A 25,157-nucleotide genomic window follows, 5' to 3' on the forward strand; every position below is an offset into this window, starting at 1 on the left:
GGCAGCCCGCCCCGGAAGTGCGGGTCTTCGCCACTTGTTCTTGATCATTGTGCTCCTTTAGGCGTCATAGCACCTAAAGGAGCACAATGATCAAGAAGGTTCCGCTGTGGACCGCCGGGTCATGTCGCTGTGGCTCCCTCCATATCCACATTCGGCGAGGGCATGCGAACCGGCGTCCGGCGGCGAGCATCGCCCGCCCGCCGCCGGCCCGCCCGCAGCCCGTTGAGGATGACGACTACCTCGGCGACCTCGTGAACGAGGACGACGGCGGCGAGACCGAGCACGCCGGTGAGCGAGAGAGGCAGTAGGGACGCGATGATGAGCAGAGACAGCACCACGTTCTGGTTCATGATGCGCCGCCCGCGGCGCGCGTGCGCGAGAGCGTCCGGGATGAGCCGCAGATCGTGGCCGGTGAAGGCGACGTCGGCGGATTCGATGGCCGCATCGGAGCCGGTCGTTCCCATGGCGATGCCGATGTCGGCGGCGGCGAGCGCCGGCGCGTCGTTGATGCCGTCGCCGATCATCGCGGTCGGCCGCCCGGCCGACAGTTCGCTCACCATCCGCGCCTTGTCCTCCGGGCGCAGCCGGGCCCGCACGTCGCTGATTCCAGCGGCTTTGGCCAGCACCGCGGCCGTGCCGTCATTGTCGCCGGTGAGCAGAGTTGTCCCAAGTCCCTTGGCATGCAGGGCGGCAACCGCCTCGGGCGCTTCCGGGCGAAGTTCGTCGCGGATACCGATCAGCCCGGCCGGAACGCCGTCGATGTGGACCACCACCACGGTCATCCCGTCGCGTTCCAGGCGCTCGGCGTCGGCGTGCAGCACGCCGGTGGCGAGCCAACGAGTACTGCCCACACTCACGTCACTCCCGTCGACCGTTCCGGTCAGCCCAACACCAGGACGTTCGCTCACCCCGGTGGCGTGTGCTGTGCGGTCGGCGGCGGACACCACGGCGCTGGCAAGTGGGTGTGTGCTGTGTGCCTCGAGCGACGCGGCGCGGCGCAGTATCTCGCCCTCTTCTCTCCCGGCCGCGGCGACGACTTCGATCACACTCGGCTGGTTGCGCGTCAATGTGCCGGTTTTGTCGAACGCGACGTGCCGGATCGATCCCAGCCGCTCGAAGGCGGCACCGCTCTTGATGACCACGCCGAAGGTGCTCGCCCTCCCGATGGCGGACACCACTGTGACCGGCACCGCGATCGCGAGCGCACACGGCGACGCTGCCACCAGCACGACGAGCGCCCGGGTGATCCACTCTTCGGCTGAACCGAAGAGTGAGCCGATCAGCGCCACGGCCACCGCCAGCAACACCACGCCGGGCACCAGCGGGCGGGCGATCCGATCGGCGAGCCGGGCCCGCTCCCCCTTCTCCCGCTGGGCCTGTTCGACCAGCGCGACGATCGCCGTCAGTGAGTTGTCGTCACCGTCGGCGCTCGCCTCGATGAGAAGCGAACCGGAGAGATTGATCGAACCGGCAGATATCGGATCACCTACCGTGACGTCGGCCGGGATGGGTTCGCCAGTCACCGCGGACGTGTCGACGCCGCTGGTGCCCTCGCGGACCACGCCGTCGGTGGGCACGCGTTCGCCAGGGCGCACCAGGATGGTCTGACCGGCCCTCAGTTCGCCGGCGCGGATCTCGCGGCGCTCGCCGTCCGCGATCACGGTCGCGGTGTCCGGCACCATCGCGAGAAGGGCACGCAGGCCGGCTTTCGCCTTGTCCATCGCCCGGTCTTCGAGTGCTTCGGCGATGGAGTAGAGAAATGCCAGGGCGGCTGCTTCCTCGACGTAGCCGAGGATCACCGCGCCGGTGGCACTGATGGTCATCAGCAGGCCGATTCCCAGCTTGCCGTTCACCAGGCGGCGCACGGCCCCCGGCACGAACCTGGACGCGCCGGCCAGCAACGCCGCCCAGAACAGGAGGAGCGCCATCACGTCCGCGCCGTTCCACTCGCACACGAAGCCGACCGCGAGAAGTAGCCCGGACAGCAGCGGGATGCGGATCATCCTGGCCCGCCACCAGGGTTGGGTGGTCTCGGCCGCACCGTCATCGTCGTCGTGCTCGCAGCACGCCGCGCCAGCCGTCAAGGTGTCACCTCGGGCGCGGGCTCGGCAGCACATGCGGCGCACGCGCACGACGGCTGCGACTCGTTGAGACACTGGTCAGTGGGCGTGACCGCCAGGACAACTTGAGCAAGCTCGGTGAGTGCCTTGGCCAGGTGCGCATCCGCGACCTCGTACCGAACCCGCCGCCCCTCGTACGACGCGGTGACGAGGCCGCAGTCTCGCAAGCAGGCCAGATGGTTGGAGACGTTGGCCCGCGACAGTTTCAGGTGGTCGGCGAGATGCGCAGGGTAGCTCACCCCGTCCACAACCGCCAGCAACAGGCGGCACCGGGTGGGGTCGGCCAGGGCCCGGCCGACCCGAGCCAGGGCCTGCTCACGTGTCTCAGAGATCAGCATAGGCCGAATAATACATCGCCTACTGAACTATCAACGTGGTCGGCACGTAGCTTCGTGGCCTCCCGTAACGGATAGAGTCCCTTCAGGAGCGGGAAACGTTACGCGGGGCCACGAAGCTTGACGAAGCCCCAAGTGGCCACCACCGCGGGGCAGCTCAGGCCGGGCCGCCGCGCGAGGATCGAGCGACGCGGCCGGTCCCCTATTGCCGCGATAGCGGCGTCCAATTCGGCATCGGCAACTGCTGACATGATCCCGACCACACATACAAGGCTTTCGTTGTGCAAGCAGCTTGTTGATTAATCGGGAAGCTCTGCTCGCCCGATGGCAAGAGCCTCCACCGAGGCCCTTTTGCCCCGTGCTCAGGACCTTCGCCCCTGACTTCTCGCAGCGGTCAGCGCGGAACGTGGGAGTAAGCGTCCGACGCCGGCCTGCCATCCGGGACCGGTCCAGGGACGTTGTCGAAGGAGGCCGGCGATGCGAGAGCACTGGATCGTGGCGGACGTCATGACGACGCACGTTCTCACAGTCGACGAGGAGACACCATTCAAGGAGATCGTCCAGCATCTCGCCGACTGGAGGGTGAGCGCGGTGCCCGTCATCGATACTCACCGGCGGGTGCTGGGCGTGGTGTCCGAGACAGATCTGCTGTGCAAGGAGCAGTTCCAAGTAGCGTGGAAATCGCGTAAACGGGCCCGCCGAAGCAGCAGGAAAGTACACGCCAAGGCCACTGGCACGAAGGCCCGGGAATTGATGACGGCCCCGGCGATCACTGTCCACCCCGAGGCATCACTTCCAGCCGCCGCGCGGCGTATGGCCGACCACGACGTCACGAGACTGATCGTCGTCGACGATGAAGGCAAACTGACCGGTATTGTCTCCCGCAGCGATCTGATCAGAGTCTTCCTGGCATCGGACGAGGAATTACAGCGACGGGTCACGCGCCGGATCGTGCGCTACGCGCTGTGGGACGACCCGTTCACGATCCACGTCGAAGCGCATGGTGGTGTCGTCACGTTGAGCGGCGAGTTGGAGCTGCGATCCCTCGTAGAGACAACTGTCCGGCTGACGCGCACGATCGACGGGGTGGTCGACGTGGTCGACAACTTACGCTATGCGGTGGATGACACCCTCCTGCCGCCGTTTCACGCGGCCATGTCCTGAGTGGCCGTGTCCTGAACGCAGGAACAGCTTGGCGTGGCTACCGCCACACCAAGCTCAACCATCAGGCTCCGGCCGACATGACTCGACCTCCACGAATCAACGATGCTTAGCCTGGATCTGTGTCCTGAGCCGGGAAGTACTGCCGAGGTCGGACGACACATAAACGTCGCAGAAGCGACCAAGCGAGTTCGATCCGCTGTAGATCGTGACGTACTTGTAGGTGTTCTTGGCGTTGGTCCACACGGTCTTGTCGTAAACCGACTTGCTGGAATTCTCGCAGATCACACTGTACGAGTACTTCACCTTGTTTGATTTGTCATTTGTCGTACGGAAGCCCACGCGAATCGCATAAGGATTCTGCACCACTGTCTGCACCATTGAACTCGTCGTCCAATAGCCGGCGCCCTTCGAGTTCGTCGAACCTTTGGTGAACCAGCCCGTTGCAGCACTAGCTGGCATCATGAACAGGATAGCTGACATCAGAATCGCTGCCACGGCCAAGCCAATACGACGCTTCATGAGTCCCCTCCGTCAATAGCGCGCCGGCAGAAACGCCAGCGCAACGATGCTCTCGATGATCAGAAGCGACAACTCCACGGAGCTTGGCACGCATCCACAAACGGCAGACACAATCCGTGTGTCAGATCTCCACCCTTAAGAACTCGCTGGCTCTTGCGCCTGGTGCTGACGTTCAGACAAAATTCCACATCTCAGACGCCGGATCTGCACATCTCTCCGTGAGAATTGCTGGGCTCTTGCTTCATGCCGTGCGCGTGGCAGATGTTCCTCCATTTTCCCCAGAGCCCACCCTCTATGTGATGGTGGTTAGCTTACTCCTGGCGCGCTCTATAGCAACCCCTGCAAGCGGATTGTTTGCCGGAGACGACGGCTGAGCGTGAATTCGCCGTGCGGCCCGTGCTCACCCGTGCGTCGCCGGACAATCCTTCGCCGGCGTTTCGTCAGTCCCAGACTTCGTCTATCGACACCGGGCGGATCTCCGCATCCGCAGGCAGGAGCTCCGGCCCTTGCCATTCGCGGCCTGCTTTACCGTCGGTCGGATAGTGGACGCAGAACGCTTCCATGTCCTCTCGGATGTCGAACCTTCCGCGCACGCCGGCTGGCATGTAGAGCGACTCCCCCACCCCCACCGTGATGACCTCGTCGCCGTACCATACGGTCAGGCTCCCTTTGGTCACGACGGCGACCTCGTCGTAGGCCCACAAGAAGTCGAATTCAACCCCCTTGCGGAATCGGATATAGGCCAGACCGAGGTGGGACCCCTCATCCTCGTCAGCGATGTAGCCCACATACGCCTGATGGTCACCGACCTGCAGCCAGTCGGTCGCATCCCGGACGCCGAACTTCTGGATGGCGGTGGGTTCGAAAGTCATCTCGTTGCCTCCTGCTGTCTCGCTCGCCAGGCCGATGTGGCCGGCGAACACTTACCGGTTCCGGAGCCGAGCGACTCACGGTCGCAACACCCAACTTCGCGGATCATCAGCGATCATAGGCTCACCACATGGATTTCCTTGGCGTGGATGATGCCCAGATCGCTTTCCGGGTGAGCGGTCACGGACCACCGCTGTACGGCCTACGCGGTGACCGATGCGCGATCATTCTGGATTCGCCTGCTCCGGCGGGCAAAGACGTAGACAGCCGGTTCGACTAGTCGTCGGTCGTTTTGCGCCGACGTTTCGTTTCGCCGCGCCGGCGCTTGGCCGCCAGGCGTCGCTCAACCGAGCCTCGGCTGGGTCTAGTAGGCCGACGCGCACGCGGCGGCGGCGCGAGGGCCTCATCCAGTATCTGGGTGAGACGTGCCTCGGCCGCTTCCCTGTTGCGTAGCTGCGAGCGATGCTCCGAAGCACTGACGGTGATCACTCCGTCGACGAGTCGATCCGCAAGCCGCCGCAGCGCTCGACCCTTCAAGGCTGGCTCGAGTGCGGTGGACGCTGCCAGGTCATAGCTGAGTTCGACCCTGCTGTCCGTGGTGTTGACCGACTGACCACCAGGCCCTGAGGAACGGGAGAAGCGCCAACGCAGCTCGGCTTCCGGGATGACCACCGATCCACGGACACGCAGCGGACCAGGCATGTCATTCATCTTGCCAGACCCACATTCGCCGGCGACAGCTGGACGAACCTGGTTGAGCTGCCGTTGATGTCGCGTCAGGATTGCCGATATGGACAGCACGCGTGCGCGACTCGAGCTCGAGCGGCAGGAGACGCTGCGCCGTCTGGCAGATCTGACAGGCAGTTTTGACGCGGTGGTGGCAGCTTCACGCGATACGAACGCCGACGACGAGCATGATCCGGAGGGGGCGACGATCGCCTTCGAGCGCTCGCAGGTCGGAGCCTTCGTCCGGCAAGCCGAACAGCATCTTCAAGAGATCGACATCGCTATCGAGCGCTTGCACGCAGGCACGTACGGAACGTGCGAACGCTGTCGGGAGCCGATCGGAGAGGGACGGCTCGAGGCGAGACCGGTGGCACGCACCTGTATCCGGTGTGCCGCCTCGAACCGACGGTGACCGGCTGGAGTGCCGCACAATGCGGCGCCGTTCGACGCACGCCTGACACATCGGCGTTGATCATGGGCAGGTGACGCCTATTGGGCGTCGAACAGGCGTAATCTGCCCATGATCAACAGGGTGGGGAACCCGTGGGTCTTCACCACCTGCTCGGTCACTTCACCCGGTGACCTAGGGAACGACGCCCGTCCGCGACTCCTTGGGAGTCTCAGAAGATCTGAACAGACCTGCCGTCTTGCCAGTCCCCGACACTCCTTCGACCAAGAAGTTCATAACTCCCATAACCCACGCCCAATTAGTTACAACAGCCACCGGGGTGTCACGCGGACTCCCTGGCGTCGCTGCTGTCTCCCCACGCGAACGTGTGTTCGCCGCGGATCCCTCCGAAGACGACGGCGTCCCCGCGCTGGTACGCGCTCACTCCTCCAGTGGCGCTTCCGTCGCGCCAGGCGACCTCACCGTCCATCGTGATCTCCCGCGCCGCGCCGAGCAGCGGCACCGCGACCTCGCCCTCGCCGTCCTGCGAGGGCTCGACGGTGAGGGCGAAGCGGTTTTCGGTGCGCTCCCAGCGGACCGCGATGGAACCGCCCGGAGTGGGGACGCGGCCCTGAGCCCAGTGCAGGTCCGCGGGTTGCGGGGCTACCTCCCATCGCCGGTAGCCGGGGCCGGTTGGCCGTACCCCCAGGACGCCCTCCGACAATGCCGGTAGGGCGGTGGTCCAGGAGCTGTTGGCGAATGCGCCGCGCTCTACCGAGCCGTCGTTATGCCAGGCGAACCACCCGGTGCCGGGGCCCTTTGCCAGCATGTGTCCCCACCAACGGCGGATCAAGTCCACCGCGCCCTGTCCGTCGCCATAGCGGACGCGGCCAAGTGCCTCCATCGCGTTGATATAGCCCTGGATGTCGGATGCGCGGTAGGGGTTGTCCGTATACTCGCTGGCGCGCGTGCCGTACGGCGTCCTCAGACTCTGATCGAGGAATGCCATCGCCGATCGGGCACGCTGGGCGTCCAGCGTCCTGAACATGAGGTTCCCGGCGTTTGCGTCTGCGGTGTGGTCCCGCAGCGGATCGTCGTCGTTCAAGATCATGGCACCGGCCCGAGAGTCCCATAGACGTGCGATCAACGCTTGTCGGACACGTTCGGCCTGCTGTTCGAGCCGCCGGCCGGCCTCGGGGTCGTCGGCCACATCAGTCTCCAGCAACGCCAGCCCGAGCAGCGCGTCGTGATAGACCGCATTGGAGAACGAGTCGGTCCCGGCGGCGATGTCCAGCGGCGACCAGTTGGCCACCATCGGGATCCCGGCATCAGGGTTGGTGCGCTGGTCCTCAGGCTCGTAGAACAGGCCGTCGCCGCTGGTCCTGCCGCGGAGGAACTCGACGGCGCGCCGCGCCACGGGCAGCAGTGATCCCACCAACTCCGCGTCGCCGGTGTAGCGGTAGTAGTCGGCCAGTGCAGCGACCCAGAAGGCGGTGAAGCTGTCGATCCTGGTGTCACGATGAATGGAGTAGGGGCCGGCCAAGCCGAGTGCGGCATCGGGATCCGGGCCATCCTCGGGTGAGCGCCATCCGTCCGGTGGGCCGGGATCGCCCGGTTTGCCGTTGACCAGGTGCGAAGAGGCGGCAGGAAACGACCCGTCGGGGTTCTGCACGGGGCCGAACTGCTGGAGGGTATTACGCACCAGCCAGAAGTAGTCGCTGCTCTGGTAGTAGCCGGCGAGTGCTTGCAGATGGAGATCTGCCATGAACAGAATCCGGTCGTAGGTGACCGTCAGCATCCACGGGCTGGGTCCCTCGGGCGCGCCCGGCAAGGAACTGTCCTCGCTGACTGTGGCCAGGTCGCCGGTGTAGGCACTGTGGTACCAGGCGCGGTTGAGCAGGTCGTCGCTCGACAGGAAAGAGCCGTCGTAACGCACCGGGTAAATCGCCTGGCGGACGCGGACGACGTCGATCACGAGCTGACCGGGGCCGTCGAGGGTGATCGCGATGTAGCGAGTCTCCCGTTTGCCCGGGCTCTCCAGGATGGCTGATCCGTCGGGCGGCTGGAACACACCGACGCGGGACCATGGATACGCGTCGGTGCCGAAGGGTGCGTCCATGCCGTCGCCGTCTGGCCGGAGGAATTGGCGGAACTGGGCATAGGCCACCCGGATCGGGGCACCGTCGGCACGTGCGACGCCGACCTCGACCGTGCCCATGGCCACCCGCCCGAGATCCACGATAAGTGTCGCGCTGCGCGAATCGCTGGTGTTCAGCGTGGTGACGTCCTCGTCGTTGCGGGTGAGGCCGTTGGCGTTGGTGACCTGGGTGCCGTCGCCTTCGACTGTCACGGACTCGGGAACCACGTGCGGGCCGTCGACGTGAACGACGAGGTCACGCTCGGCGTGCCGTTCCGGGACAGGCTGGGAGGACACGTCGTCAACTCCTTTTGGTGCGGCTAACTGGTTGTCGCGCCTGTCAGGCACTCGTACCGGAGCCGGACTCGGCGGCACCGTGACTTGGCCACTCCGGCGCGTGGATCATGTCTTTTGCCGTACCCGCATACAGAGCAGGATCACACCCGGTTAGCGTCCGGGCCGAACGAATCCTGCACAGTCGGGCCCATCCCAGGTCGGATGGCTCCGTGAGAGCTCGCGGTCGCCGAAGGTGAGGATGGCACGTCGTATACACGCTGGGAACCGGGTTTTCGACCTCATCAGCGTGTATTCAACGTGCCATGGCCACAGGTCCCACCCGTCTCGTCCACCGCGATGAGCTAGGCGGCACCGCTCAGCAGACTTCGAGTCGATGAGGACGCCGGCGCCTGCGTCAGGGCCGGGCGGCGATGCTCAGCATCTTCCGCATGACGCCAGGATCCGGAAGCAGGCGCACAGCGGACCGGAGCTCGTCGGCCGCGAAGTCGCGGGCCTCGCGCGGCTGCGACCGATCGACGACCACCGAGGCCTGAGCGTGCACGTAGTTGATGCTCGTCGCGCAGAGCATGGCGAAGGCGGACGCGTCGAGCTCGACAGTGCCGCCCGCCGCGCTATAGTTCGCCAGCATTCGCTCGGCGGCGTCGACGTCGAGATCGGGCCCCTCGGCGTACCAGCGCATCAGGACCGAGGCCAGTTCACGGTTCGGCATGGCTGCGCCGAAGTCGTCCCAGTCGATCAGCGAACGGCCGGTGTCCTCCTCCAAGACGTTGGCCGGCTTCACGTCGAGATGACAGAGGATCCGCGCGTCCGGATCAGCCGGCGTCACCATCGCCGCGAGCTCGGCGATGCGCTCCCCGGATCCTGCCGGGTCCCCGTGCCGCGCCGCGGTGAGCAGGGCCTCCAGCTCACCCAGATCCGGAATCACCTCGTACCAGTCGTCCGGCGGAGCGACTGGCTGCAGCCGGAGAGAGTGCAACTGCCCGAGCGTCCGGCCCAGCCAGTCGGCGGCACCCGCTCTCGCCGCCGTGCCGGACACCGTCGTACCGTCGCTCCAGGAGTAAGCGCGATAGCGGAGCCCGCCCGACGATTCCGGCAGTCGAAGCACGTACTCGCCGTCGCCCAGCGCGATGGCATCCGGTGCCCGGACGCCGGCCGCGACGGCAGCGTCGCGGAACCGGACTTCACCGGCCGCGTCGAGCCACCCCTCGTCCCACAGCATTTCCTTGACGGCGTAGGCACGACCAGCGGCTGTCAGCTTCCAAACGCGGCCCATCGCACCACGCCCGACGACGACGGCGTGGGCATCTTCCGGCGGCCACCCGAATGCATCGCAGACCGCACGAACGACCACCTCCGATCCGAGCGAGTCCGGCAACCGGTCCGTCGATTCCTCGAGCGCACGCAAAGGTCTCCTCCGCTGTACAGGACATGGCAGTCAAGGCGGTTGACGGGTCTATCCATTGCGAGAGGCCCTCATGTCGATCATCGAAGTCGAAGCACTGACAAAGGAGTTCCGCCGGACGCAGCGGATCCCCGACTGCGCTACGGCGGGCGCTCTCGCCTGCCTACTCACCTGGGGACATATTCAGGTCAGAGGCTACCGCCGTGCCCGAGAATTTCGTCAACGACGTCCTCGAAGTGCAGTGGCGACGATGATTACGCCACGTGACGGAACATCTTCCTTGGTGGCATGCAGTCGAAGGATCAATTCGCGCTCCTCTTCCCTGCCGCCAAGTTCATCCGCGGCGCGTGCTTGAAGGCACTCATTGGGGTCACGACATCCACATTGAGCGCAAATACCTCATCCAGCAAGTAAATAAACTTCGAAAAGTTCCTTGAGCCGCCGCACAAAAAGCAGGATCGGGCGCTTCGGATGGTCACTGATCACCGGTCGGATTACTCATCGGTGACCGCGGTCTCGAAGGTCGCGGCCGAGCAGCTCGGGATCGGGAAGAAGACGGTGCGCGGTGGGTCGTCCAGGCCGACATCGATGCCGGCGACCGGCCTGGTGTCACGAGCGAGGAGTCGGCTGAGATCAAGTGGTTGAAGGCCGAGAATCGTCGGCTGCGTGAGGACAACGAGATCCTGCGCAAGGCATCGATTATCTTCGCCGGGGAACTCGACCCCAGCAACCGCTGATCATGGCCTTCATCGAGGACATGCGCAGCGAGGGCCACGCCGTCGAGTCGACCTGCCCGGTGCTCACCGGGCACGGCTGCAGCGTCGCGGCGCGGACCTACCGCAGCTGGCGACAGGCCAATCTGCCAGTCGCGGACCGGACAGACGCCGCGCGCAACAGCTAGAAGTCGCCCCGGAGGCGTTCGACCGGCTGGCCCGTGAGATCCGCAATGAGATCGAAATCTTTGTCGACGTGCAGGACAGTAAGCCCAGCCAGCTCAGCCGCAGCGGCAATGAGCAGGTCCGGGATCTTCACCGCGCGATGGTGTCCTTGTGCTGCGAGCAGCCCCTGCACTTCGACTGCACGCGCCTCCATACGCGGACTCAAGTTCTCGATCGGCAGGCTCGCCGCCGGCGGCTCCTCAATCCCGCGCCGCCAGTCCTGACCGGAGCGAGCGGAGAAGCCCATCTCCAACAGCGTCACCGTGGTCACCCTGACCAGGCCCCGGTTGATGCGATCCAGCCACTGGTCGGCATCCGGCGATGATCCGAGACGGACGTAGGCAGACTTATCAATGACCCACAGGTCAGTCACTTCCACGCCTGTTCCATCACCGACTCGTCAGCCAGATCCGCGAACAGCTCCGCCGAACGAGCCAGATCAGCACGCGTCGCAGGCCGGGCGCCGATCTGAGCGAGCCGCGACACCTCACGCCTCAGGTATTCGCTCCGCGACAGCCCCTGCCGTTCAGCATTGGCGTCGATACGTCGCACGGCCTCTTCATCTATGTTGCGGATAAGCAAGTCAGTCATGGCCCCCACCTCCGATAGCACATGATATCACCGCTCGAAGACTGCCAAGACGTGCTCAGCGCAGTCGGCTGCCCATGACGCGAGGATGCGGCGATCATCGACGCTCAAGGTCTGCGGGGATCGTGCCATCCCGAGAACAGTAGGCGCTGAACCCACCCCCACGTTGCCGGCCCAGAGTACTGCGACCGGGTGAACCAGGCGCCGAGAGGAATGACCGCGTAAAGTCGTTCGATGAGGAAGTGGGCGGTGTTGGCCTCGGCGGCGTTGGGACTCGCCGGACTCGCGGCGCTTCTGGCATGGCGAGAACCCCGTCTGCCGCCCGACGCCGAGCGGACGATCGCCCGCATCCGCGCCGGCCCCGTGACGGGAGTCGTCAACGGCGAATCGGGGTACGCCCAGTCCGACGATGCTCGGATCTGGTACGAGTCCCTCCCGCCCGTCGGTGCGGAGAAGGGCGTCATCCTGCTCAACATCGCCCTCGGTGCGAACTCGCTGTATTGGCCGCCGGCGTTCCTACGCGCCCTGACGGCGGTGGGCTACCGCGTGATTCGGTACGACCAGCGGGGCACCGGCGCGTCGAGTTGGATGACGGGCTGGAGCCGAGAGTACGCGTACTCGCTGATCGACATGGCGAACGATGCGATCGCCGTCCTCGACGAGCTCCGCATCGACCGCGCTCACCTCATCGGGCTCTCCCTCGGAGGGTTCGTCGCCCAAGAGGTCGCGATCGGCCACCCCGAGCGGGTCCGCTCCCTCACCCTCATGTCGACATCGGCGGACCCGACCGACACCGCTCTGCCCGGGCCACGGACCTGGCCGCTGATCCAGTCCGCGATAGCGGCGCTCCCACTCCTGAGGTACCGCTTCCTTGGCGGCGAAACGAACCTCGTTAAGGAGCTCCTCGCGGGGCTGATCGCGCAAGGCGGAGACGAACCGATCGACGTGGAGGAGTGGACCAAGATCGTCCTGTATGACCTGCGCGAGCGGAACGGACTCAACCTCCGCGCACTGCGGCAGCACCAGGTGGCTGTCGCCGTGACCCGCTCCCGGTACCCGCTGCTGGGCACGATCACGGCACCCACGCTCGTCATCCACGGGACGGCCGACGCGTTCTTGCCGATCGAGCACGGTCATCGACTCGCCGCAGCCATTCCTCCCGCCTACGGCCTCTGGCTGGAAGGCGCTGGTCACCCGTTCCCCTACCCTGACATGCCCGAGGTGATGGCTGCGATCTTGAGCCACCTCGACGGGTGCTGACGTCCGGCCGGAACGCACGATCCGACCGACGACACCCTCATCGGCAGACCCGTCACCAGCCACGACACCACCCCTACGTCGTTGACCACCGCCGCGTCGAACGTCAACTCCACCGGCCCCTCCCGCGGGAGCGCGTTCGCGCCCCGGTCGGCCAGAACTCGAAGGCTCACGTCTGTCAGGGGTGTCCCATCACTGCCCCGACGACTTCGCGCGGAGCGGTTTTCCTGCAGACCCGCGCATCATCACGGCTTCGCGCGGCTGGCTGGGCCTGTTGGATGAGGGGAAGCCGACTTCGACCACCGCGCAACACCTATACGACCCACCAGCGCGCCTGGCTGAAGCCGCGCTATCCCGGCACTTCAATCATCCGACCCTGCCGGCATAGTCTCGCCGGGACGCGGTGGCTGTTCACCCGCAAGATCCGCCGGAACCGACCTGCACCCAGCCTCCCTCGTGGGGAGAGAAGAATTCGTCGGAAAGGTGCCTACGGTGCCGGGCTTCCGTGTTGAGACGAAGCGTGTGGCGAACCAGGCGACGCCATCGGCGGCTCTGGCTTGGTGGAAGGCAGACGTATCGGGGTCTTGCGTGCTCTATCGGTCGGCGGGCATTCGCTCGACGCGTGTCCAGCCTTTCCAGCCCCGTTCCTCCAGGAGCGTCAGGAGCCGTTTGGCGGCGGGGGCTGATTCGGCCATGGTCGCGTCCAGGAGAGCGATCATCTGGTCGTCGAACCAGTCGTCGTCCAGGTCCTGGGACTCGAACCACCGCGTCAAGATGCGGTCCAGGATGTCGGCGAGCTCGACGACGCGCGGGTCGTCCGCGCTCCAGTCGAGCGCGCCGCTTACGAGGCTGTAGAACCGCACTCTGTCCGGGTCGTCCAGGTCCTCGTGCTTATTCGCGATGACGGCGTCGATCTCGTCGGGGAATTGGGCTGCGACCACGATCCATGCGTCGCGCTCCCTCTCGATGTATCGTTCCTCGACACCGAGTTCGCGCAGCCGGTCGAGGTAACCCACGACGCTCTGAGGGAGCGCCAGGTGCTCGCCGGCGGCGAGGCGCGCGAGCCGCTTGCGGGTGTCCTGCAGTCGCCGGACCTCGGCGCGCAGCCGCGCGTCGAGCTCGCGCACCTCCTCGGCGAAATCCTCCGGGTCCGCGTCGAGGAGGTCTTCCACCTGGGCCAGCGGCACGCCGGCGCTGGCGAGGACGCGGATCCGGATCAACCGCGCCACCGCCGCCGCGTTGTAGCTGCGGTACCCGGACCGGTCGCGCTCAGGCTCGGGCAACAGCCCGATCTTGTGGTAATGCCGGACCGCAGCCACGGTCACCCCGGCGTACCCGGCGAGCTGGCTGATGGTGAGCATGCCATCCACCCCGCCTCAAGCGATCTTCCGTCGATAGGCGATCATCGCGAAGACGTACGCGACGACGAGGATGCCGACACACCAGACCAGCGCGACCCAGATGTCGGCGTCGACCGAACGGCCCGCGAATAGGTCGCGGATCGTGTTCACGATCGAGGTGACCGGCTGGTGTTCTGCGAACCAGCGCACCGGCCCCGGCATGGACTCGGTGGGAACGAAGGCGGAGCTGAGGAACGGCAAGAAGATGAGCGGGTAGGAGAACGCACCGGCGCCGTCCACGGACTTCGCGGTGAGGCCGGGGATCACGGCGATCCAGGTCAACGCGAGGGTGAACAGAACCAGGATGCCGATCACCGCCAGCCATGCGCCCACACTCGCCCCGGTGCGGAAACCCATGAGGAGGGCGACGCCCGTGACGACCACGAGCGAGACCAGATTGGCGACAAGAGAAGTCAGCACATGCGACCACAGCGCCGCGGAGCGGGCGATCGGCATGGAGTGGAACCGGTCGAAGATGCCCCCTTGCATGTCGCCCCACAGCCGGTACGCGGTGTAGGAGATGCCCGCGGCGATCGCGATGAGCAGGACACCGGGCAGCATGTAGTCGATGTACGAGCGCGCGCCGGATGCCGGGCCGGTGTCGATCGCGCCGCCAAGAACGTAGACGAACAACAGCATGATCGCGATCGGCATGACCGCGGTCGTGATGATCGTGTCGGGACTGCGCGTGACGTGCTTCAACGACCGCCCGGTCAGGGCGGCGGTGTCTACGAAGAAATGCGCGGCCATGATCGTTCCCTACTCCTTTCCCGAATCCGCGGAGCGGGCATTGCCGCTAGTACCGTGTGTTCCGTCGTCGCCGACGAGGGCGAGGAAGACGTCCTGCAGGGACGGCTGCTTCTCGACGTACTCGACCTTCGCTGGCGGGAGCAGTTGCTTCAGTTCCGCCAAGGTGCCGTTCACGATGATCCGGCCCTGGTGCAGGATCGCGATCCGATCGGCGAGTTTTTCCGCCTCGTCCAGATACTGCGTGGTCAGCAGCACCGTCGTCCCACCGGCCGCAAGCTTCTCGACCGTCTTCCACACCTCGATCCGCGCCTCCGGGTCCAAGCCCGCCGTGGGCTCATCGAGGAAGATGACCGGAGGGTCGCCGATCAGGGTCATCGCGATGTCCAGCCGGCGGCGCATCCCACCGGAGTACGTAGCGACCTTCCGGCCGCCGGCGTCGGTCAGGGAGAACCGGGCGAGCAGGCCGTCCGCGATCCCGCCGGCATCATTCAGGTGCCGGAGCTTGGCGACCAGGATCAGGTTCTCCCGCCCGCTGAGAATCTCGTCGACGGCGGCGAACTGCCCGGTGAGGCTGATCGACTCGCGCACGTCCGCCGCCCGGGCAGCGACGTCGAAGCCGTTGACGGTGGCGGTACCCGCCTCCGCCCTCAGCAGCGTGGCCAGGATTCGCACGACTGTTGTCTTTCCGGCTCCGTTGGACCCGAGCAGTGCGAAGATGCTCCCGCGGGCGACCTCGAAGTCCACCCCGCGCAGCACCGCCAGCTTCCCGTACGACTTCTCCAATCCCTGCACTCTGATCGCCGTTGCAGAGGTCACTGCGGCGGTCATGAAGGGCTGCTTCCGTTCTCTGCCTCAGCCTGAGCGATCGCGCCCACCAGCCGCTGCTGCTCCTTGTGCTGCTCCTTGTCAATCCATTCGCTGTCGCTCCCCCCAGCGGCGCCGTGCTTGCTCAACAGTGCGTCGGCGAAGCGGAGGGGATCAGCGCCGACGACCTCGCGGATCGGGGTGCCATCCGCCGCAGCCCGCTCGAAAACCTCCGCAAGCTCCTGGTACGGGTCCACCAGGACATCGCCCTTCGTGACCGCGCCCGTGATCGCCTCGCGGTGGATCACGCGGTACATCAGGTACCGCTCCAGCGCCTCGACCGCCCTCCGGTAGGCGGCGGGGAGCGCCTTCACCCGCGCCCTGTACCCCCGCCACCGCCGCTTGTCAGCGAGGTCACCAACGACCTTCTCGATGAAACCCGACATCATCCTGCCTCCTCGTCATGAAGCCGCCCCCACTCTGTGCGGGAAGCTCCTGACAACAGAATTCAGGTTGATGCAGGATCAAGGTCAAGCCCCAATCTCGACTCAGCATCGCGACTGCTCCCAGGCCGACGACACCACCGGCCGTGTTCGCCAGCCCCATCGGCGCCCAAATCAACACCGCGACCCGCTAGGCCGAACTCGCCGAGTCGGCCCGGAACACCAACGCCCCCGCCCGCCACTGACGCTACGAACCCGCCACGCGGCCGCAAGCGGGGGGGGCACCGCGAGGCGCCTGTCGGGCAGGAACACATGGCTTCGTTGCCGCCCGCCCGGAGCCCTCCCGCGAGGCTATTCCGTCGCTTCAAACATCTGACTGCGCCGGTCGAAACCCGAAGTTACATCTAATGTGCGATTCTTACGCTAGATGTAAGTCGGTTTCTCGCGACGAACGCCGAACCTCGCGATCACCAACCGGAACACGACGCTGCTGTACCTGGCCTTTGACCACCCCGCATGCCGTGTCCGCCTCCTGATCGGCCTCAATACCAACACCGCAATCCGCTCGGCCGCACTCGCCGGGCGATGTGGAACAACTACGCCAGCTCAGAGCGCTAGAAATATGCAGAACATCGCAGCCTCAGCCGCTGCTGGCGTTCACTAGGCCGGACGGACGGCCGCATAGAGAAGCATGTCTCGACGCTGACCGGCGATCTCCTGGTAGCTGCGTAGCAAGCCTTCATGGGCATACCCGGCCCGTTCAGCAGTCCGGGTGGAACCGACGTTCCACGGCTCGATGTATAACGAGATCCGAAACAGACCCGGAACCGTCCACCCGAACACCGTAAGGGCCAAGAGAGCGTCAGCAGCAAGTCCGCGTCTACGAGCAGACGGAACGATCAAGTAGCCAGCGGTAGCGCGCCCCTCACCGAGTTCCTTGAGCCAGAGCCCGCAGTGCCCCACAGGCTTTTCGGTCGATGCCTCCACGATCGTGAAGGAGAACCCCGCAAGCTCGACGTAACGACCCTGCTGTCGCTCCACCCATGCCAAGGCTTCGTCCTCATTGGCATTGGCCGGAAGCGATCCGACTTGTGGCACGTAGGGGTCTGTCGAAAGCTCCCGAGCCATCCCCGTGTCACGCTCCGTAACCGCTCGGAGCTCGACTCTGCCATACGCCGGCCGCGTCGACGGCCACGGCGGGAGCGAGAACGAAGTCATGCCTCATTGTGGACTCCAGGCTGCGACAACGGCTGGGACACGACACGCGCACCCCAACTCCATGGAGTTATTCCGGTACTTCGATCATCCAACCCTGCCGGCAAACTCGTAGGGTTGCTTCGATGGCGGACACGGACAACGAGATCACTGCGGACCTGATTGCCGAGTTACTCCGCGAACAGCATCCGGATCTGGCCGACCTGCCGCTGACGTTTGGCGCTCACGGCTGGGACAATCAGCTATGGCGCCTCGGTGACGACCTCGCGATCCGGCTGCCCTGGGCCACCCAGGACGCAGACGAACTGCTCCTCAAAGAGCACACCTTGGTACCCGCCGCAGCGCCCCGCCTCCCATTGCGAATACCTGTCCCCCAGCGCCTAGGCCACCCCTCCGAGCGGTTCCCACGCCCCTGGGTCATCACCACCTGGATCGCCGGCGAACCGGCCGACCGCGCCCCCGCAACTCGCGGAACCGACGCCGCCGACACCCTGGCAGACTTCCTCGCCGCCCTGCATCAACCTGCCCCCGCCGACGCACCGGCCGGCCGACACCGCCGAGGAGGTCCGCTCGCCGACACCAGCGAAGGCTTCACCCATCTCCTCAAGGAAGCAACCACTCGCGGCTTGATCTGCAACCCGGACGCCGTACAGGACGTCTGGGACGATGCGTTGGCTGCGCCCGACTGGACTGGCCCGGCCCTGTGGCTACACGCAGACCTGCACCCCGCCAATCTCCTCACCGCAGACGGCAACTTCTGCGGCGTGATCGACTTCGGCGACATGTGCGCCGGGGACCCCGCCTGTGACCTGGCTGCCGGCTGGCTACTCCTGCCCGACGGGGTCATCGACCGCTTCCACCACAGCTACCCGGCCGCTGATGCAGCGACACTGTGCCGCGCTCGCGGCTGGGCACTATCCAAAGCAATCGCCTGCCTACTCATTGGCGACAACGGCATCCACGGCCGCCCAGGAGGAAAAGCCACGTGGGGACCACCCGCATCCGCAGCCCTGCAACGCCTCACCGCGACCCGACCTTAGGGACCACGCCACCGTCTGCCCGATCCTGCACCAGACACGGCCGCCGCGAAGCTCATCACGGCGTCACCCCGAGGCATCCATCACCGGGCCTCGCCCAACCGCCGGATAGTCGTGATCCGCACGAAGTACCGGCGCCAATAGGGGCCAGCGACCCACGGAACATCGTCGAACTTCCACTCGCCAGGGCCCAAGTCACGACGATAGATCCCTCGGCGACCCAGCCAGGCGTCGAAGGCTGCGTCGGCTTCTGCTTCAGGAGCCGGCCCTGCGACCAGTTCAAAGAACACATGCTCCTCGCCCGTCACGCGGGTCAGAAGGTCTGCGCACGCATCGGCCTCGTTGTCGTACCTGGCGAGGTCATGCTCATGTCCCCGCTCGGAGTAGAACACCACCCAGCCATCAGGGCGCTGGTCCATCACAAAGGCGTCATCACCACGGGCACCGAACAGATGGAAACTACCACCATGAACACCCAAGGCATCCAGACGAGCAGCGAGATCTTCCCGGGTCCTGGGAATGGGCAGGTCGGACACATCGACATCGTCCCACCGATCCCTCAAGCCGTCTCAGCACCCTCCACCCGGACCGCAGCTTACAAAGTTTCCTGCCGTCACGCGCAAGCATGACGCGGCCACGAACTCGATGGAATTGGCTGCCGCCGACACTGGTTGGGCGACACTGGGATCGCACCAGTGACCTCATCGGTGTGAACCATGCAGGAAACTTCGTTCTACCTACGGAAACTACACATCCGAAGGTAGAAAGGCTCTGTCCGAAGCCGTTGACCGCCCTTCCAGGCCGTTCAAGGTTGCTGTCAGCTCCCCATCCGAACTCCCCGTGCCAGGCTTTCACCTGCACAACCTGTCCAGGCCCGGACAACAGATGATCGGCCGTCCTGTCCGGGCCACGTGGCAGGATTGCCCGAAGAACAACTACTACTAGCGCGACGTCCCCCGGGGCGCGGTCCGGCGGGGCGCTGAGGCGAGCAGTGCGATGGTGAGGACCCGCGGCCGATCGTCGAAGCAGCGCACCACCCGTTGCCGTCGTGACTGAACCCTCCGCCGCTGCTCGATCACTGGTCGAGTTCAAGCATGAGCAGTGACCAATCGATGATGAAGAACGACGATCCCTCGGGTGTGTCGGTGAACTCGAACCCGAGGGTCAACAGCCACCGTTCCATCGCGTCGGCAAGATCGGACGCCGCTTGGTCCAACTCGGTGCGGGGTACTCGCTGATCGCAAGCCGGAACAGCCTTGAGCAGGGCTGTAAACTCGGCCCAGTTTGGGGCGAGGGAGAGCACCCCAAGTCGTCCTCGATGACACTCGGGGCAGGGCCTAGCCCGTCGCGACTTGCTATGCGACGACGTAGGCGAGCAGACCCAGAATCTCCCCGGCCCGCGCGTAACCGGGCTGGCCGACCCCCGGATCCCCACCACTCCGACGATCGCGACCGACTCTCCAAACCACCGAGCCCTGGAGCTGACATAGCCGTGCAAGACACCGTGACCCGCGACGTGCTCGCGATCTTCAAAGGCGTACGATCCCGGCTGTTCGAGCGCCTTGAGGGCCTGACCGACGCCGAGTACCTGTGGGAGCCGGTAGGCGACAGCCTGAGCATCCGCCCCGGTGACGACGGCGTCTTCCGCGTCGACGAGCTGATTCCGGAGTCTGTCCCGGGCGTGCCGGACCCCGTCACGACGATCGCCTGGCGCATCTGGCACATCGGCAACCTCTGTCTGCGCGGCTACGTGATCTATTTTTTCGAGGACGTCCCTGATCTCGGCGACCGCGACGCGTGGCCGGGCACCGCGAAAGAGGGCGTCCAGGCCCTTGCCGAGGACTGGGAACGCTTCATCTCCCGCATCGCAGGCCTCGGCGACAAGCGCCTGCTGGAGCCAATTGGCCTAGGCCCCGGCGGTTGGGCCGGCGAAACCTACCTGAAGCTCGTGCTGCACGCTCTGAACGAGGTCGCGCATCACGGCGGCGAGATCGGACTGCTGCGCGACCTGTACCTGCGCGAAGGCGCCTGATTTCGGCGGGCCTTCATCTGGCGGCCGCATGCCGCCAGATGAAGGCCCCTTCGGCAGCTATCTCTCCGTCCTCCGCCTACTCATCGGCCGCGTCTGGGTCACGCAGGGGCCTCATACCGCCGCGCAGATCGGGCAGCCGGAAGGAGTAGTTGCCCAGCATGTTGATGTGGTGGCGCACGACCGGCGACAGTCGGGCCACGTCCCAGTCGTGGACCGGGAGCCATCAGTGCGCAGCCGGGCCACGGCGGCGTCCATATAGCGTGCTCGGCAAGGTAGTCCACGACCTCCACCGGCACCTCATCCAGGTCGTCCAGGAACACCCCCAGATACCCCGCGCTCGTCATCAGCACCGCGAACCCCAAACGGTTGTGGGACCGCCGCTTGGCATCGATCAACTCCCGGTCCGCATCGTCCAGCAAGAAGCGCTCCAACTCCGACCGCGACGGCACCCCCCGGAGCGCCGCGTACCCAGCCGCCTGCTTATCCGTCAAGAACTCAACCGGCACCCTGAACCTCCAGACAGTCGATCACTAACGACCGCCGAAGGATCTTCCGTCATCAAGAACCAGGTCCAAGCCCTCCCACAAACGGTTGCCACACGTATGGTCAGCGGTCCTTGGATAGCTGGAGCGAAGCGACCATGTGGAGGAACAGGGGTATGCGGTGCCACTTGTCCCGCGTATCGGCACTGGCCCGTTCACGGAGCCGGTTGATCACAAAGCCAGCGTCGGACAGAGCCTCGGTGTAGGCCTGGAGTGGCCGGTGCTCGCCGTGGTACGTCATCGTCAGACCTTCGCGGGCGCGCGTGGAGACGTAGCGCTTGGACTGCATGTAAGACTCGTCGATGACGAACGGTCGGGTCGCGTCGTCCCTGTCCCCGGGAAAGTGGCCGGCCGAATTGATCGGGTGCACGATCGCCATCACCAGATGCCCGCCGATGGTGAGGATTCGCGCGATCTCCTTGACGGCCGCCGGCATGTTGTCAATGTCCTGCAACGACATGAACGCCACAGCGCAATCAGCGGCGCCGGTGGCCAGCGGGAGCTCTGTGGCGTCGGCGACGATCGCCGGGACCGGATCGACCGAGTGCGCTGCAGCCGAGCGGATCATGGCCAGCGAGCGATCGACCGCCAGGACCCGGTGTCCCAGGGCTTGCAGCTCGCGGCTCACCCGTCCCTCGCCACAGCCGACGTCCACGGTCGGGTGGCCAGGACTCGGGATCAGCGGCAGAAAGGACTCCCGGTGGCTCGCATAGCTGTCGAGGCCGGTCCTGGTCCAGGTGATCCAATCATGCGCGTTCGAATCCCAGCCATCAGCGAGTGGAAGGGTGCGCGCGGTCGGCCTGTGTTGACCCATGGATGCATCGTAAGTTGCCACGCACCACGCGTTCACAACGAATCGCACCGACCGTCAGACCACTTCGAACACTGGGCGCTAGAGCGACCGCCCAGGTGGTTCGGGCTCGGTCACATCGCGGCGAACCGGATCGGGGCTGCCGAGCCTGCGTCGCCAGGCGCCCAACGCCCGATCGGGTGCCGACTCTGGCAGGGACCTTTCCAGGTTCGGTTCCAAGACCTGGCGTGTGGGAGTCACGGAGATTGACGGCCCAGTCAGTAAGCCGTTGTTGCACCTCGGTGAACGCGGCGGCGGCGACGCCGTACTCGTCTGCTTCAGCTGGCAGGAGGTCCAAGACACGTGAGAGCTGCGCAGCGAACATGCCGACGTCGAAGCCGTCGTCGTGTTCTCGCCCTAGAGCGATGAGTTCGGCGTCGGTGTATCTGCCGGACTGGCGGATCGCGTCCAGGTCGAGGAAGTCGCGGACCTCGCCGCGCGAGTAGACCGCCGACAGCTTTCCGGCGACCGCGTCCGGTTCTGACAGAACTGCCCCAACCGTGAGCTGCACGGGCGGGTGCGCCCGCCAGTTGATTCCGAAGTCGACCTCCAACTCCGCACCGTCGGCGTCCATCACGTGTAGACGCGCGAAGAACGGGAAACTGCGGGTGCGCGTCACCTGGTAACCGTGGTTGCGCAACGCGGTCTCACCGCGTGCGAGCGAATCTTGGAACTGCTCGGGACTGAGCGTGGGCCCTGCGAACAGATCCACGTCATGGGTCGGGCGGTCAGTCAGCCCGTGCTCGCTAATGGCGCTTGCTCCGGCCAAGGCAAACCCGGCAGCCCCGATGACCTCCAGCAGCAACTGGGCAACGTGACGTTCCTGCTCCGCTCGTTTTTCGTTCAACACCGAGAACCCGGACCACGCCCGTTGACGCTGTACACCACGTATTGCCCTACTCCACGCACATACATGCCTGTGCAAGTTACGCCCGCAACTCCCCCGCTTATGCAGACGCGCGAATTGTCGGCTGGATTTGCGCGGGACTTCATACGCCGGAATTATTGCTATTCTACGTGCCAATCCATATGCGATTCGAACCCGACCGGCCCGTGAGTACTTGAGTATCACGTGCAGTTGATCGTCGCGCAGCGGTGCCGGCTAGGTTATTGTTACCCACGCTCTAAATTTGTGATTTCCACAGTGGCTCGCGGTAGTGACGCCGCGCGTGCCGTCGCTGAGCTTACCCCCATACCTAGCGAACATGCGGTACCGCAGGGCGTTCTAACGAGGGCGCCTCCGTAAAAGGGGAGCTGTCAGTGTGCCGCGCGGGCCTCCTCGACGTCCGTTGGCGCTGTCACCTCTATAGGAATCTCAGACTCAATAGCGATTTGCGGAGCACGCCCCGGCTTCGGCTGAATCAGAATATGACTGTAGTCATCTGCCGGACCAATTGTCGCTATGGCTTCCCTGAAACCTGGAGTTTCTGCGAATATTCGGCGTATCTCAGCATCAATCTCGGCGGCTGAATACTGGGCGCTCTTAATCTCAATCCGTTCGTTATTCTCTAGTCGACGAATTTCACCCAAAAGACTTCTCGGCAGCTCGTCCTTCCAATACAGGTAGACCTTGCCTCGCTGATAGTCTGCTTCAATCCCGGCATTTTCCGCATAGCCAAGTCGCTCTAGGCTCTCATGGAGATGATCGCTAAGGTCATCTACCGCTTCGGCTGGATGCGCACCTGGGATTTGTTCCCGCTTACCCAACTCTTCGCCCGGCTCCTCCGACGTCCCCGACGCTCCCATACTCGCCAGATTGATGCACAGCAGAATCGCAAGAGGTATTGTTGCCACTCGCAACCGAGACAATCTCATCTTGCTACCCATCCTTGAAACCCCAAACTTGGCCGAGTTTAGCCTGTCCAGCTACTAAGTGCCAATGGCGATAGGTAATGTTGGGTCACTACAGCTGTGCCAAATACAGGCGACTAACCGACGCCTCGAGAACTCTGCAATGCCTGGATTCATGTGCCGTCAGGGCCGCTTGATTAACGGCTCTTCGCAGTTGGGTGTAGCGCGGGTCGGCGCGTCGGTGGCTGAGTGTCGCCGACGAGTCCGGCAGGACACGCGTGGGCACCGTGGCTGCCAGGGCTACCCGCTCTACAACCCTGGCACACCGGAGCCGGTCTGCTCACCGACAAGCAGACGCAGCGCCTTGAGTACCTGCCGCGGGCGACGAGCACGGCGAAGTCGAGGCGATCCGGGGCATCTACCAGCGCATGATCGCCGATTACCGTCAACCCGACCGCAGCCGAGGACGCGATCGAGCGACGCATAAGCGATACGAAAGAAGAAGCCCCGGCCTGAAGCCTGGGGCTGACCTGCATATATGCGTGGTGGGCGATACTGGGATCGAACCAGTGACCTCTTCGGTGTGAACGCGGTTCGCTATCACCATGTGGTGTCCGGCGCTATCGTTACGTGCACGTTCTTGCTGGTCATGTCGTCCACCCGTAGTCTGCTGTTGTACGTCGGTGATGGTTCTCCTGCTGACTCCCTGCTGACGGCCTGGAGCTGGTCACTCCACGGCGTCATCGCCCCGCCCATGTCCCCCGCGACGGATGACCGAGGCTTACAGGTGCGAGGCTTGGCACCATGGGATATCGGCGAGTTGTCATCAAGTTGTCGGGACAGGCGATCGCGGGACCGGCGGCGTTCGGCTTCGACTCCGAGCAGCTGACGCATCTGGCACACGAAGTGATTGCCGTTCACAGTGCGGGCGTCGAGGTTGCCGTGGTCGTTGGCGGAGGCAACGTCTTCCGCGGTAACCAGTCTGCGGATTGGGGCATCGACCGCGTGGAGGCAGACAACATCGGCATGCTCGGCACGATTATCAACGCTGTCCTGTTGCGAGGCCGAATTTCGGCGCTCGGTCGGGCGGACGTGCGATTGATGACCGCAGTACCCATCAACAACATTGCCGAGCCGTACATCCGTTTGCGCGCCCTGCGCCATCTCGAAAAGCGCTCAATCGTGCTGCTCGCCGGTGGCAACGGCCAACCGTTCACGACCACCGACTACCCTGCTGTCCAGCGCGCGGTCGAGCTACAAGCGGATGCGCTGCTCGTCGCTAAGAATGGTACCGACGGCATCTACGACGCCGATCCCAACGACGTGAACAGCGCACAGCGGTTCGAACGGCTCACCTACCACCAGGTGATCGAGAAGGGGTTGGGCGTTATGGACCAAAGCGCCTTCATCCTCGCGCGCGACCACAGGCTTCCCCTGCACGTCTTCGACATCGAGTGTCATGGTGCCGCCGCCTCGATCATGCGTGGCGACCAGGTTGGAACAATCGTCGAGTGAACGCCAGTACGCCCATTCTGAGGCGTCGTTCTCATGG

The 25,157-nt window shown here is 65.0% G+C and carries 28 protein-coding genes and 2 pseudogenes; 9 read left to right on the top strand and 21 right to left on the bottom strand.

The features are described from left to right. Positions 1-119 precede the first annotated feature (119 nt). Together F7O44_RS03860 and cmtR are read right to left on the bottom strand one after the other, a co-directional pair. A complete protein-coding gene (locus tag F7O44_RS03860) occupies positions 120-2,117 on the bottom strand; it encodes a heavy metal translocating P-type ATPase (RefSeq protein WP_162449326.1) in 1,998 nt (665 codons plus the stop codon). Then, positions 2,081-2,458: a Cd(II)/Pb(II)-sensing metalloregulatory transcriptional regulator CmtR gene (cmtR, locus tag F7O44_RS03865; protein ID WP_162448822.1), complete on the bottom strand. Its 378-nt coding sequence runs from the start codon at positions 2,456-2,458 to the stop codon at positions 2,081-2,083. The genes F7O44_RS03860 and cmtR overlap by 37 nt, the downstream gene beginning before the upstream one ends. Before the next feature lie 474 nt (positions 2,459-2,932). Here cmtR and F7O44_RS03870 point away from each other — a divergent pair, with 474 nt between their 5' ends. Next, entirely contained in the window at positions 2,933-3,619 is a 687-nt protein-coding gene (locus F7O44_RS03870; RefSeq protein WP_162448823.1) for a CBS domain-containing protein, read from the top strand. Between the two features lie 96 nt (positions 3,620-3,715). Here F7O44_RS03870 and F7O44_RS03875 read toward each other — a convergent pair whose 3' ends face one another. Both F7O44_RS03875 and F7O44_RS03880 read right to left on the bottom strand, forming a co-directional pair. Next, positions 3,716-4,138, bottom strand: a complete 423-nt coding sequence (locus F7O44_RS03875; RefSeq protein ID WP_162448824.1) for a hypothetical protein — start codon at positions 4,136-4,138, stop codon at positions 3,716-3,718. Between the two features lie 440 nt (positions 4,139-4,578). After that, positions 4,579-5,010, bottom strand: a complete 432-nt coding sequence (locus tag F7O44_RS03880; RefSeq protein WP_162448825.1) for a cupin domain-containing protein — start codon at positions 5,008-5,010, stop codon at positions 4,579-4,581. Positions 5,011-5,138: 128 nt separating this feature from the next. Between F7O44_RS03880 and F7O44_RS03885 the strand changes: the two genes are divergently transcribed. Beyond that, positions 5,139-5,288, top strand: coding sequence for a hypothetical protein (locus F7O44_RS03885; RefSeq protein ID WP_162448826.1), 150 nt, complete (start codon positions 5,139-5,141; stop codon positions 5,286-5,288). On the opposite strand, the gene arfB is transcribed toward F7O44_RS03885, so the two are convergent. Next, a complete protein-coding gene (arfB, locus tag F7O44_RS03890; protein ID WP_162448827.1) occupies positions 5,285-5,710 on the bottom strand; it encodes an alternative ribosome rescue aminoacyl-tRNA hydrolase ArfB in 426 nt (141 codons plus the stop codon). The genes F7O44_RS03885 and arfB overlap by 4 nt on opposite strands. An 88-nt stretch (positions 5,711-5,798) precedes the next feature. Here arfB and F7O44_RS03895 point away from each other — a divergent pair, with 88 nt between their 5' ends. Next, positions 5,799-6,146 (top strand): TraR/DksA family transcriptional regulator, encoded by a 348-nt coding sequence (locus F7O44_RS03895; RefSeq protein ID WP_162448828.1) that lies wholly within the window; start codon positions 5,799-5,801, stop codon positions 6,144-6,146. A 319-nt stretch (positions 6,147-6,465) separates the two neighbouring features. Here F7O44_RS03895 and F7O44_RS31595 read toward each other — a convergent pair whose 3' ends face one another. Together F7O44_RS31595 and F7O44_RS03905 are read right to left on the bottom strand one after the other, a co-directional pair. Beyond that, entirely contained in the window at positions 6,466-8,556 is a 2,091-nt protein-coding gene (locus F7O44_RS31595; RefSeq protein WP_222851026.1) for an alpha-L-rhamnosidase C-terminal domain-containing protein, read from the bottom strand. A 394-nt stretch (positions 8,557-8,950) separates the two neighbouring features. Continuing rightward, a complete protein-coding gene (locus tag F7O44_RS03905; protein WP_162448830.1) occupies positions 8,951-9,961 on the bottom strand; it encodes an aminoglycoside phosphotransferase family protein in 1,011 nt (336 codons plus the stop codon). Between the two features lie 736 nt (positions 9,962-10,697). On the opposite strand from F7O44_RS03905, the gene F7O44_RS03910 reads away from it, so the two are divergent. Next, positions 10,698-10,859: a hypothetical protein gene (locus tag F7O44_RS03910; protein WP_162448831.1), complete on the top strand. Its 162-nt coding sequence runs from the start codon at positions 10,698-10,700 to the stop codon at positions 10,857-10,859. Here the strand turns inward: F7O44_RS03910 and F7O44_RS03915 are convergent. The 3 genes from F7O44_RS03915 to F7O44_RS31600 are packed head-to-tail and all read right to left on the bottom strand — an operon-like array spanning position 10,856 to position 11,616. Continuing rightward, positions 10,856-11,275, bottom strand: coding sequence for a PIN domain-containing protein (locus F7O44_RS03915; protein ID WP_162448832.1), 420 nt, complete (start codon positions 11,273-11,275; stop codon positions 10,856-10,858). The genes F7O44_RS03910 and F7O44_RS03915 overlap by 4 nt on opposite strands. Beyond that, complete coding sequence (gene vapB / locus F7O44_RS03920; protein ID WP_162448833.1) at positions 11,266-11,487, bottom strand: type II toxin-antitoxin system VapB family antitoxin; 222 nt, start codon at positions 11,485-11,487, stop codon at positions 11,266-11,268. The genes F7O44_RS03915 and vapB overlap by 10 nt, the downstream gene beginning before the upstream one ends. A gap of 27 nt (positions 11,488-11,514) precedes the next feature. Continuing rightward, positions 11,515-11,616, bottom strand: a complete 102-nt coding sequence (locus tag F7O44_RS31600) for a putative immunity protein (RefSeq protein WP_343073805.1) — start codon at positions 11,614-11,616, stop codon at positions 11,515-11,517. Positions 11,617-11,718: 102 nt separating this feature from the next. On the opposite strand from F7O44_RS31600, the gene F7O44_RS03925 reads away from it, so the two are divergent. Further along, the gene (locus F7O44_RS03925; protein WP_162448834.1) at positions 11,719-12,744 is read left to right on the top strand and encodes an alpha/beta fold hydrolase; all 1,026 of its coding nucleotides are present in this window, start codon (positions 11,719-11,721) and stop codon (positions 12,742-12,744) included. A gap of 590 nt (positions 12,745-13,334) precedes the next feature. Here the strand turns inward: F7O44_RS03925 and F7O44_RS03930 are convergent. The 5 genes from F7O44_RS03930 to F7O44_RS03950 all read right to left on the bottom strand — a co-directional run bounded on the left by F7O44_RS03930 (position 13,335) and on the right by F7O44_RS03950 (position 17,356). Continuing rightward, entirely contained in the window at positions 13,335-14,102 is a 768-nt protein-coding gene (locus tag F7O44_RS03930; RefSeq protein ID WP_162448835.1) for a MerR family transcriptional regulator, read from the bottom strand. 15 nt (positions 14,103-14,117) lie between these two features. Further along, on the bottom strand, positions 14,118-14,891 hold the full coding sequence (locus tag F7O44_RS03935; RefSeq protein ID WP_162448836.1) for an ABC transporter permease: 774 nt from the start codon (positions 14,889-14,891) through the stop codon (positions 14,118-14,120). A gap of 9 nt (positions 14,892-14,900) precedes the next feature. Next, positions 14,901-15,719: an ABC transporter ATP-binding protein gene (locus F7O44_RS03940; protein WP_162448837.1), complete on the bottom strand. Its 819-nt coding sequence runs from the start codon at positions 15,717-15,719 to the stop codon at positions 14,901-14,903. Next, a complete protein-coding gene (locus F7O44_RS03945; RefSeq protein WP_222851027.1) occupies positions 15,716-16,141 on the bottom strand; it encodes a DUF1048 domain-containing protein in 426 nt (141 codons plus the stop codon). Before F7O44_RS03945 ends, F7O44_RS03940 begins: the two co-directional genes overlap by 4 nt. A gap of 657 nt (positions 16,142-16,798) precedes the next feature. Further along, the gene (locus tag F7O44_RS03950) at positions 16,799-17,356 is read right to left on the bottom strand and encodes a GNAT family N-acetyltransferase (RefSeq protein WP_162448839.1); all 558 of its coding nucleotides are present in this window, start codon (positions 17,354-17,356) and stop codon (positions 16,799-16,801) included. Positions 17,357-17,478: 122 nt separating this feature from the next. On the opposite strand from F7O44_RS03950, the gene F7O44_RS03955 reads away from it, so the two are divergent. Beyond that, complete coding sequence (locus tag F7O44_RS03955; protein ID WP_162448840.1) at positions 17,479-18,393, top strand: aminoglycoside phosphotransferase family protein; 915 nt, start codon at positions 17,479-17,481, stop codon at positions 18,391-18,393. Between the two features lie 80 nt (positions 18,394-18,473). Here F7O44_RS03955 and F7O44_RS03960 read toward each other — a convergent pair whose 3' ends face one another. Both F7O44_RS03960 and F7O44_RS03965 read right to left on the bottom strand, forming a co-directional pair. Continuing rightward, a complete protein-coding gene (locus F7O44_RS03960; protein WP_162448841.1) occupies positions 18,474-18,953 on the bottom strand; it encodes a hypothetical protein in 480 nt (159 codons plus the stop codon). Between the two features lie 512 nt (positions 18,954-19,465). Then, the gene (locus F7O44_RS03965; RefSeq protein ID WP_162448842.1) at positions 19,466-19,693 is read right to left on the bottom strand and encodes a hypothetical protein; all 228 of its coding nucleotides are present in this window, start codon (positions 19,691-19,693) and stop codon (positions 19,466-19,468) included. Positions 19,694-19,876: 183 nt separating this feature from the next. On the opposite strand from F7O44_RS03965, the gene F7O44_RS03970 reads away from it, so the two are divergent. Beyond that, entirely contained in the window at positions 19,877-20,422 is a 546-nt protein-coding gene (locus F7O44_RS03970) for a DinB family protein (protein ID WP_343073829.1), read from the top strand. 266 nt (positions 20,423-20,688) lie between these two features. Here F7O44_RS03970 and F7O44_RS31605 read toward each other — a convergent pair. The 4 genes and pseudogenes from F7O44_RS31605 to F7O44_RS03990 form a co-directional block, all read right to left on the bottom strand. Continuing rightward, positions 20,689-20,928: pseudogene (locus F7O44_RS31605) on the bottom strand (DUF4158 domain-containing protein); the annotation flags it as partial. A gap of 100 nt (positions 20,929-21,028) precedes the next feature. Next, positions 21,029-21,778, bottom strand: a complete 750-nt coding sequence (locus F7O44_RS03980) for a class I SAM-dependent methyltransferase (RefSeq protein ID WP_162448844.1) — start codon at positions 21,776-21,778, stop codon at positions 21,029-21,031. Further along, on the bottom strand, positions 21,735-22,661 hold the full coding sequence (locus F7O44_RS03985; RefSeq protein WP_162448845.1) for a nucleotidyl transferase AbiEii/AbiGii toxin family protein: 927 nt from the start codon (positions 22,659-22,661) through the stop codon (positions 21,735-21,737). The genes F7O44_RS03980 and F7O44_RS03985 overlap by 44 nt, the downstream gene beginning before the upstream one ends. A gap of 410 nt (positions 22,662-23,071) precedes the next feature. After that, positions 23,072-23,641, bottom strand: coding sequence for a hypothetical protein (locus F7O44_RS03990; protein ID WP_162448846.1), 570 nt, complete (start codon positions 23,639-23,641; stop codon positions 23,072-23,074). 196 nt (positions 23,642-23,837) lie between these two features. Between F7O44_RS03990 and F7O44_RS32255 the strand changes: the two are divergent. Further along, positions 23,838-24,078 (top strand): annotated as a pseudogene (locus F7O44_RS32255) (ISL3 family transposase); the annotation flags it as partial. A gap of 331 nt (positions 24,079-24,409) precedes the next feature. Next, on the top strand, positions 24,410-25,120 hold the full coding sequence (gene pyrH, locus F7O44_RS03995) for a UMP kinase (RefSeq protein ID WP_162448847.1): 711 nt from the start codon (positions 24,410-24,412) through the stop codon (positions 25,118-25,120). Positions 25,121-25,157: the final 37 nt, after the last annotated feature.

Origin of the sequence: Phytoactinopolyspora mesophila, from assembly GCF_010122465.1 — a bacterium.
GTDB lineage: Bacteria > Actinomycetota > Actinomycetes > Jiangellales > Jiangellaceae > Phytoactinopolyspora > Phytoactinopolyspora mesophila.

Bases quoted from the DNA above. Each gene is read 5' to 3' on its own strand.
- F7O44_RS03870 (WP_162448823.1), top strand. From the start codon at position 2,933: ATGCGAGAGCACTGGATCGTGGCGGACGTCATGACGACGCACGTTCTC.
- F7O44_RS03955 (WP_162448840.1), top strand. From the start codon at position 17,479: ATGGCGGACACGGACAACGAGATCACTGCGGACCTGATTGCCGAGTTA.
- F7O44_RS03880 (WP_162448825.1), bottom strand. From the start codon at position 5,010: ATGACTTTCGAACCCACCGCCATCCAGAAGTTCGGCGTCCGGGATGCG.
- F7O44_RS03935 (WP_162448836.1), bottom strand. From the start codon at position 14,891: ATGGCCGCGCATTTCTTCGTAGACACCGCCGCCCTGACCGGGCGGTCG.
- F7O44_RS03925 (WP_162448834.1), top strand. From the start codon at position 11,719: ATGAGGAAGTGGGCGGTGTTGGCCTCGGCGGCGTTGGGACTCGCCGGA.
- F7O44_RS03895 (WP_162448828.1), top strand. From the start codon at position 5,799: ATGGACAGCACGCGTGCGCGACTCGAGCTCGAGCGGCAGGAGACGCTG.
- F7O44_RS03945 (WP_222851027.1), bottom strand. From the start codon at position 16,141: ATGTCGGGTTTCATCGAGAAGGTCGTTGGTGACCTCGCTGACAAGCGG.
- F7O44_RS03930 (WP_162448835.1), bottom strand. From the start codon at position 14,102: ATGCTCACCATCAGCCAGCTCGCCGGGTACGCCGGGGTGACCGTGGCT.
- pyrH (WP_162448847.1), top strand. From the start codon at position 24,410: ATGGGATATCGGCGAGTTGTCATCAAGTTGTCGGGACAGGCGATCGCG.
- F7O44_RS31600 (WP_343073805.1), bottom strand. From the start codon at position 11,616: ATGGCACGATCCCCGCAGACCTTGAGCGTCGATGATCGCCGCATCCTC.
- F7O44_RS03940 (WP_162448837.1), bottom strand. From the start codon at position 15,719: ATGACCGCCGCAGTGACCTCTGCAACGGCGATCAGAGTGCAGGGATTG.
- vapB (WP_162448833.1), bottom strand. From the start codon at position 11,487: ATGACTGACTTGCTTATCCGCAACATAGATGAAGAGGCCGTGCGACGT.
- F7O44_RS03950 (WP_162448839.1), bottom strand. From the start codon at position 17,356: ATGACTTCGTTCTCGCTCCCGCCGTGGCCGTCGACGCGGCCGGCGTAT.
- F7O44_RS03885 (WP_162448826.1), top strand. From the start codon at position 5,139: ATGGATTTCCTTGGCGTGGATGATGCCCAGATCGCTTTCCGGGTGAGC.
- F7O44_RS03990 (WP_162448846.1), bottom strand. From the start codon at position 23,641: ATGGGTAGCAAGATGAGATTGTCTCGGTTGCGAGTGGCAACAATACCT.
- cmtR (WP_162448822.1), bottom strand. From the start codon at position 2,458: ATGCTGATCTCTGAGACACGTGAGCAGGCCCTGGCTCGGGTCGGCCGG.
- F7O44_RS03910 (WP_162448831.1), top strand. From the start codon at position 10,698: ATGGCCTTCATCGAGGACATGCGCAGCGAGGGCCACGCCGTCGAGTCG.
- F7O44_RS03860 (WP_162449326.1), bottom strand. From the start codon at position 2,117: ATGTGCTGCCGAGCCCGCGCCCGAGGTGACACCTTGACGGCTGGCGCG.
- F7O44_RS03875 (WP_162448824.1), bottom strand. From the start codon at position 4,138: ATGAAGCGTCGTATTGGCTTGGCCGTGGCAGCGATTCTGATGTCAGCT.
- arfB (WP_162448827.1), bottom strand. From the start codon at position 5,710: ATGCCTGGTCCGCTGCGTGTCCGTGGATCGGTGGTCATCCCGGAAGCC.
- F7O44_RS03980 (WP_162448844.1), bottom strand. From the start codon at position 21,778: ATGGGTCAACACAGGCCGACCGCGCGCACCCTTCCACTCGCTGATGGC.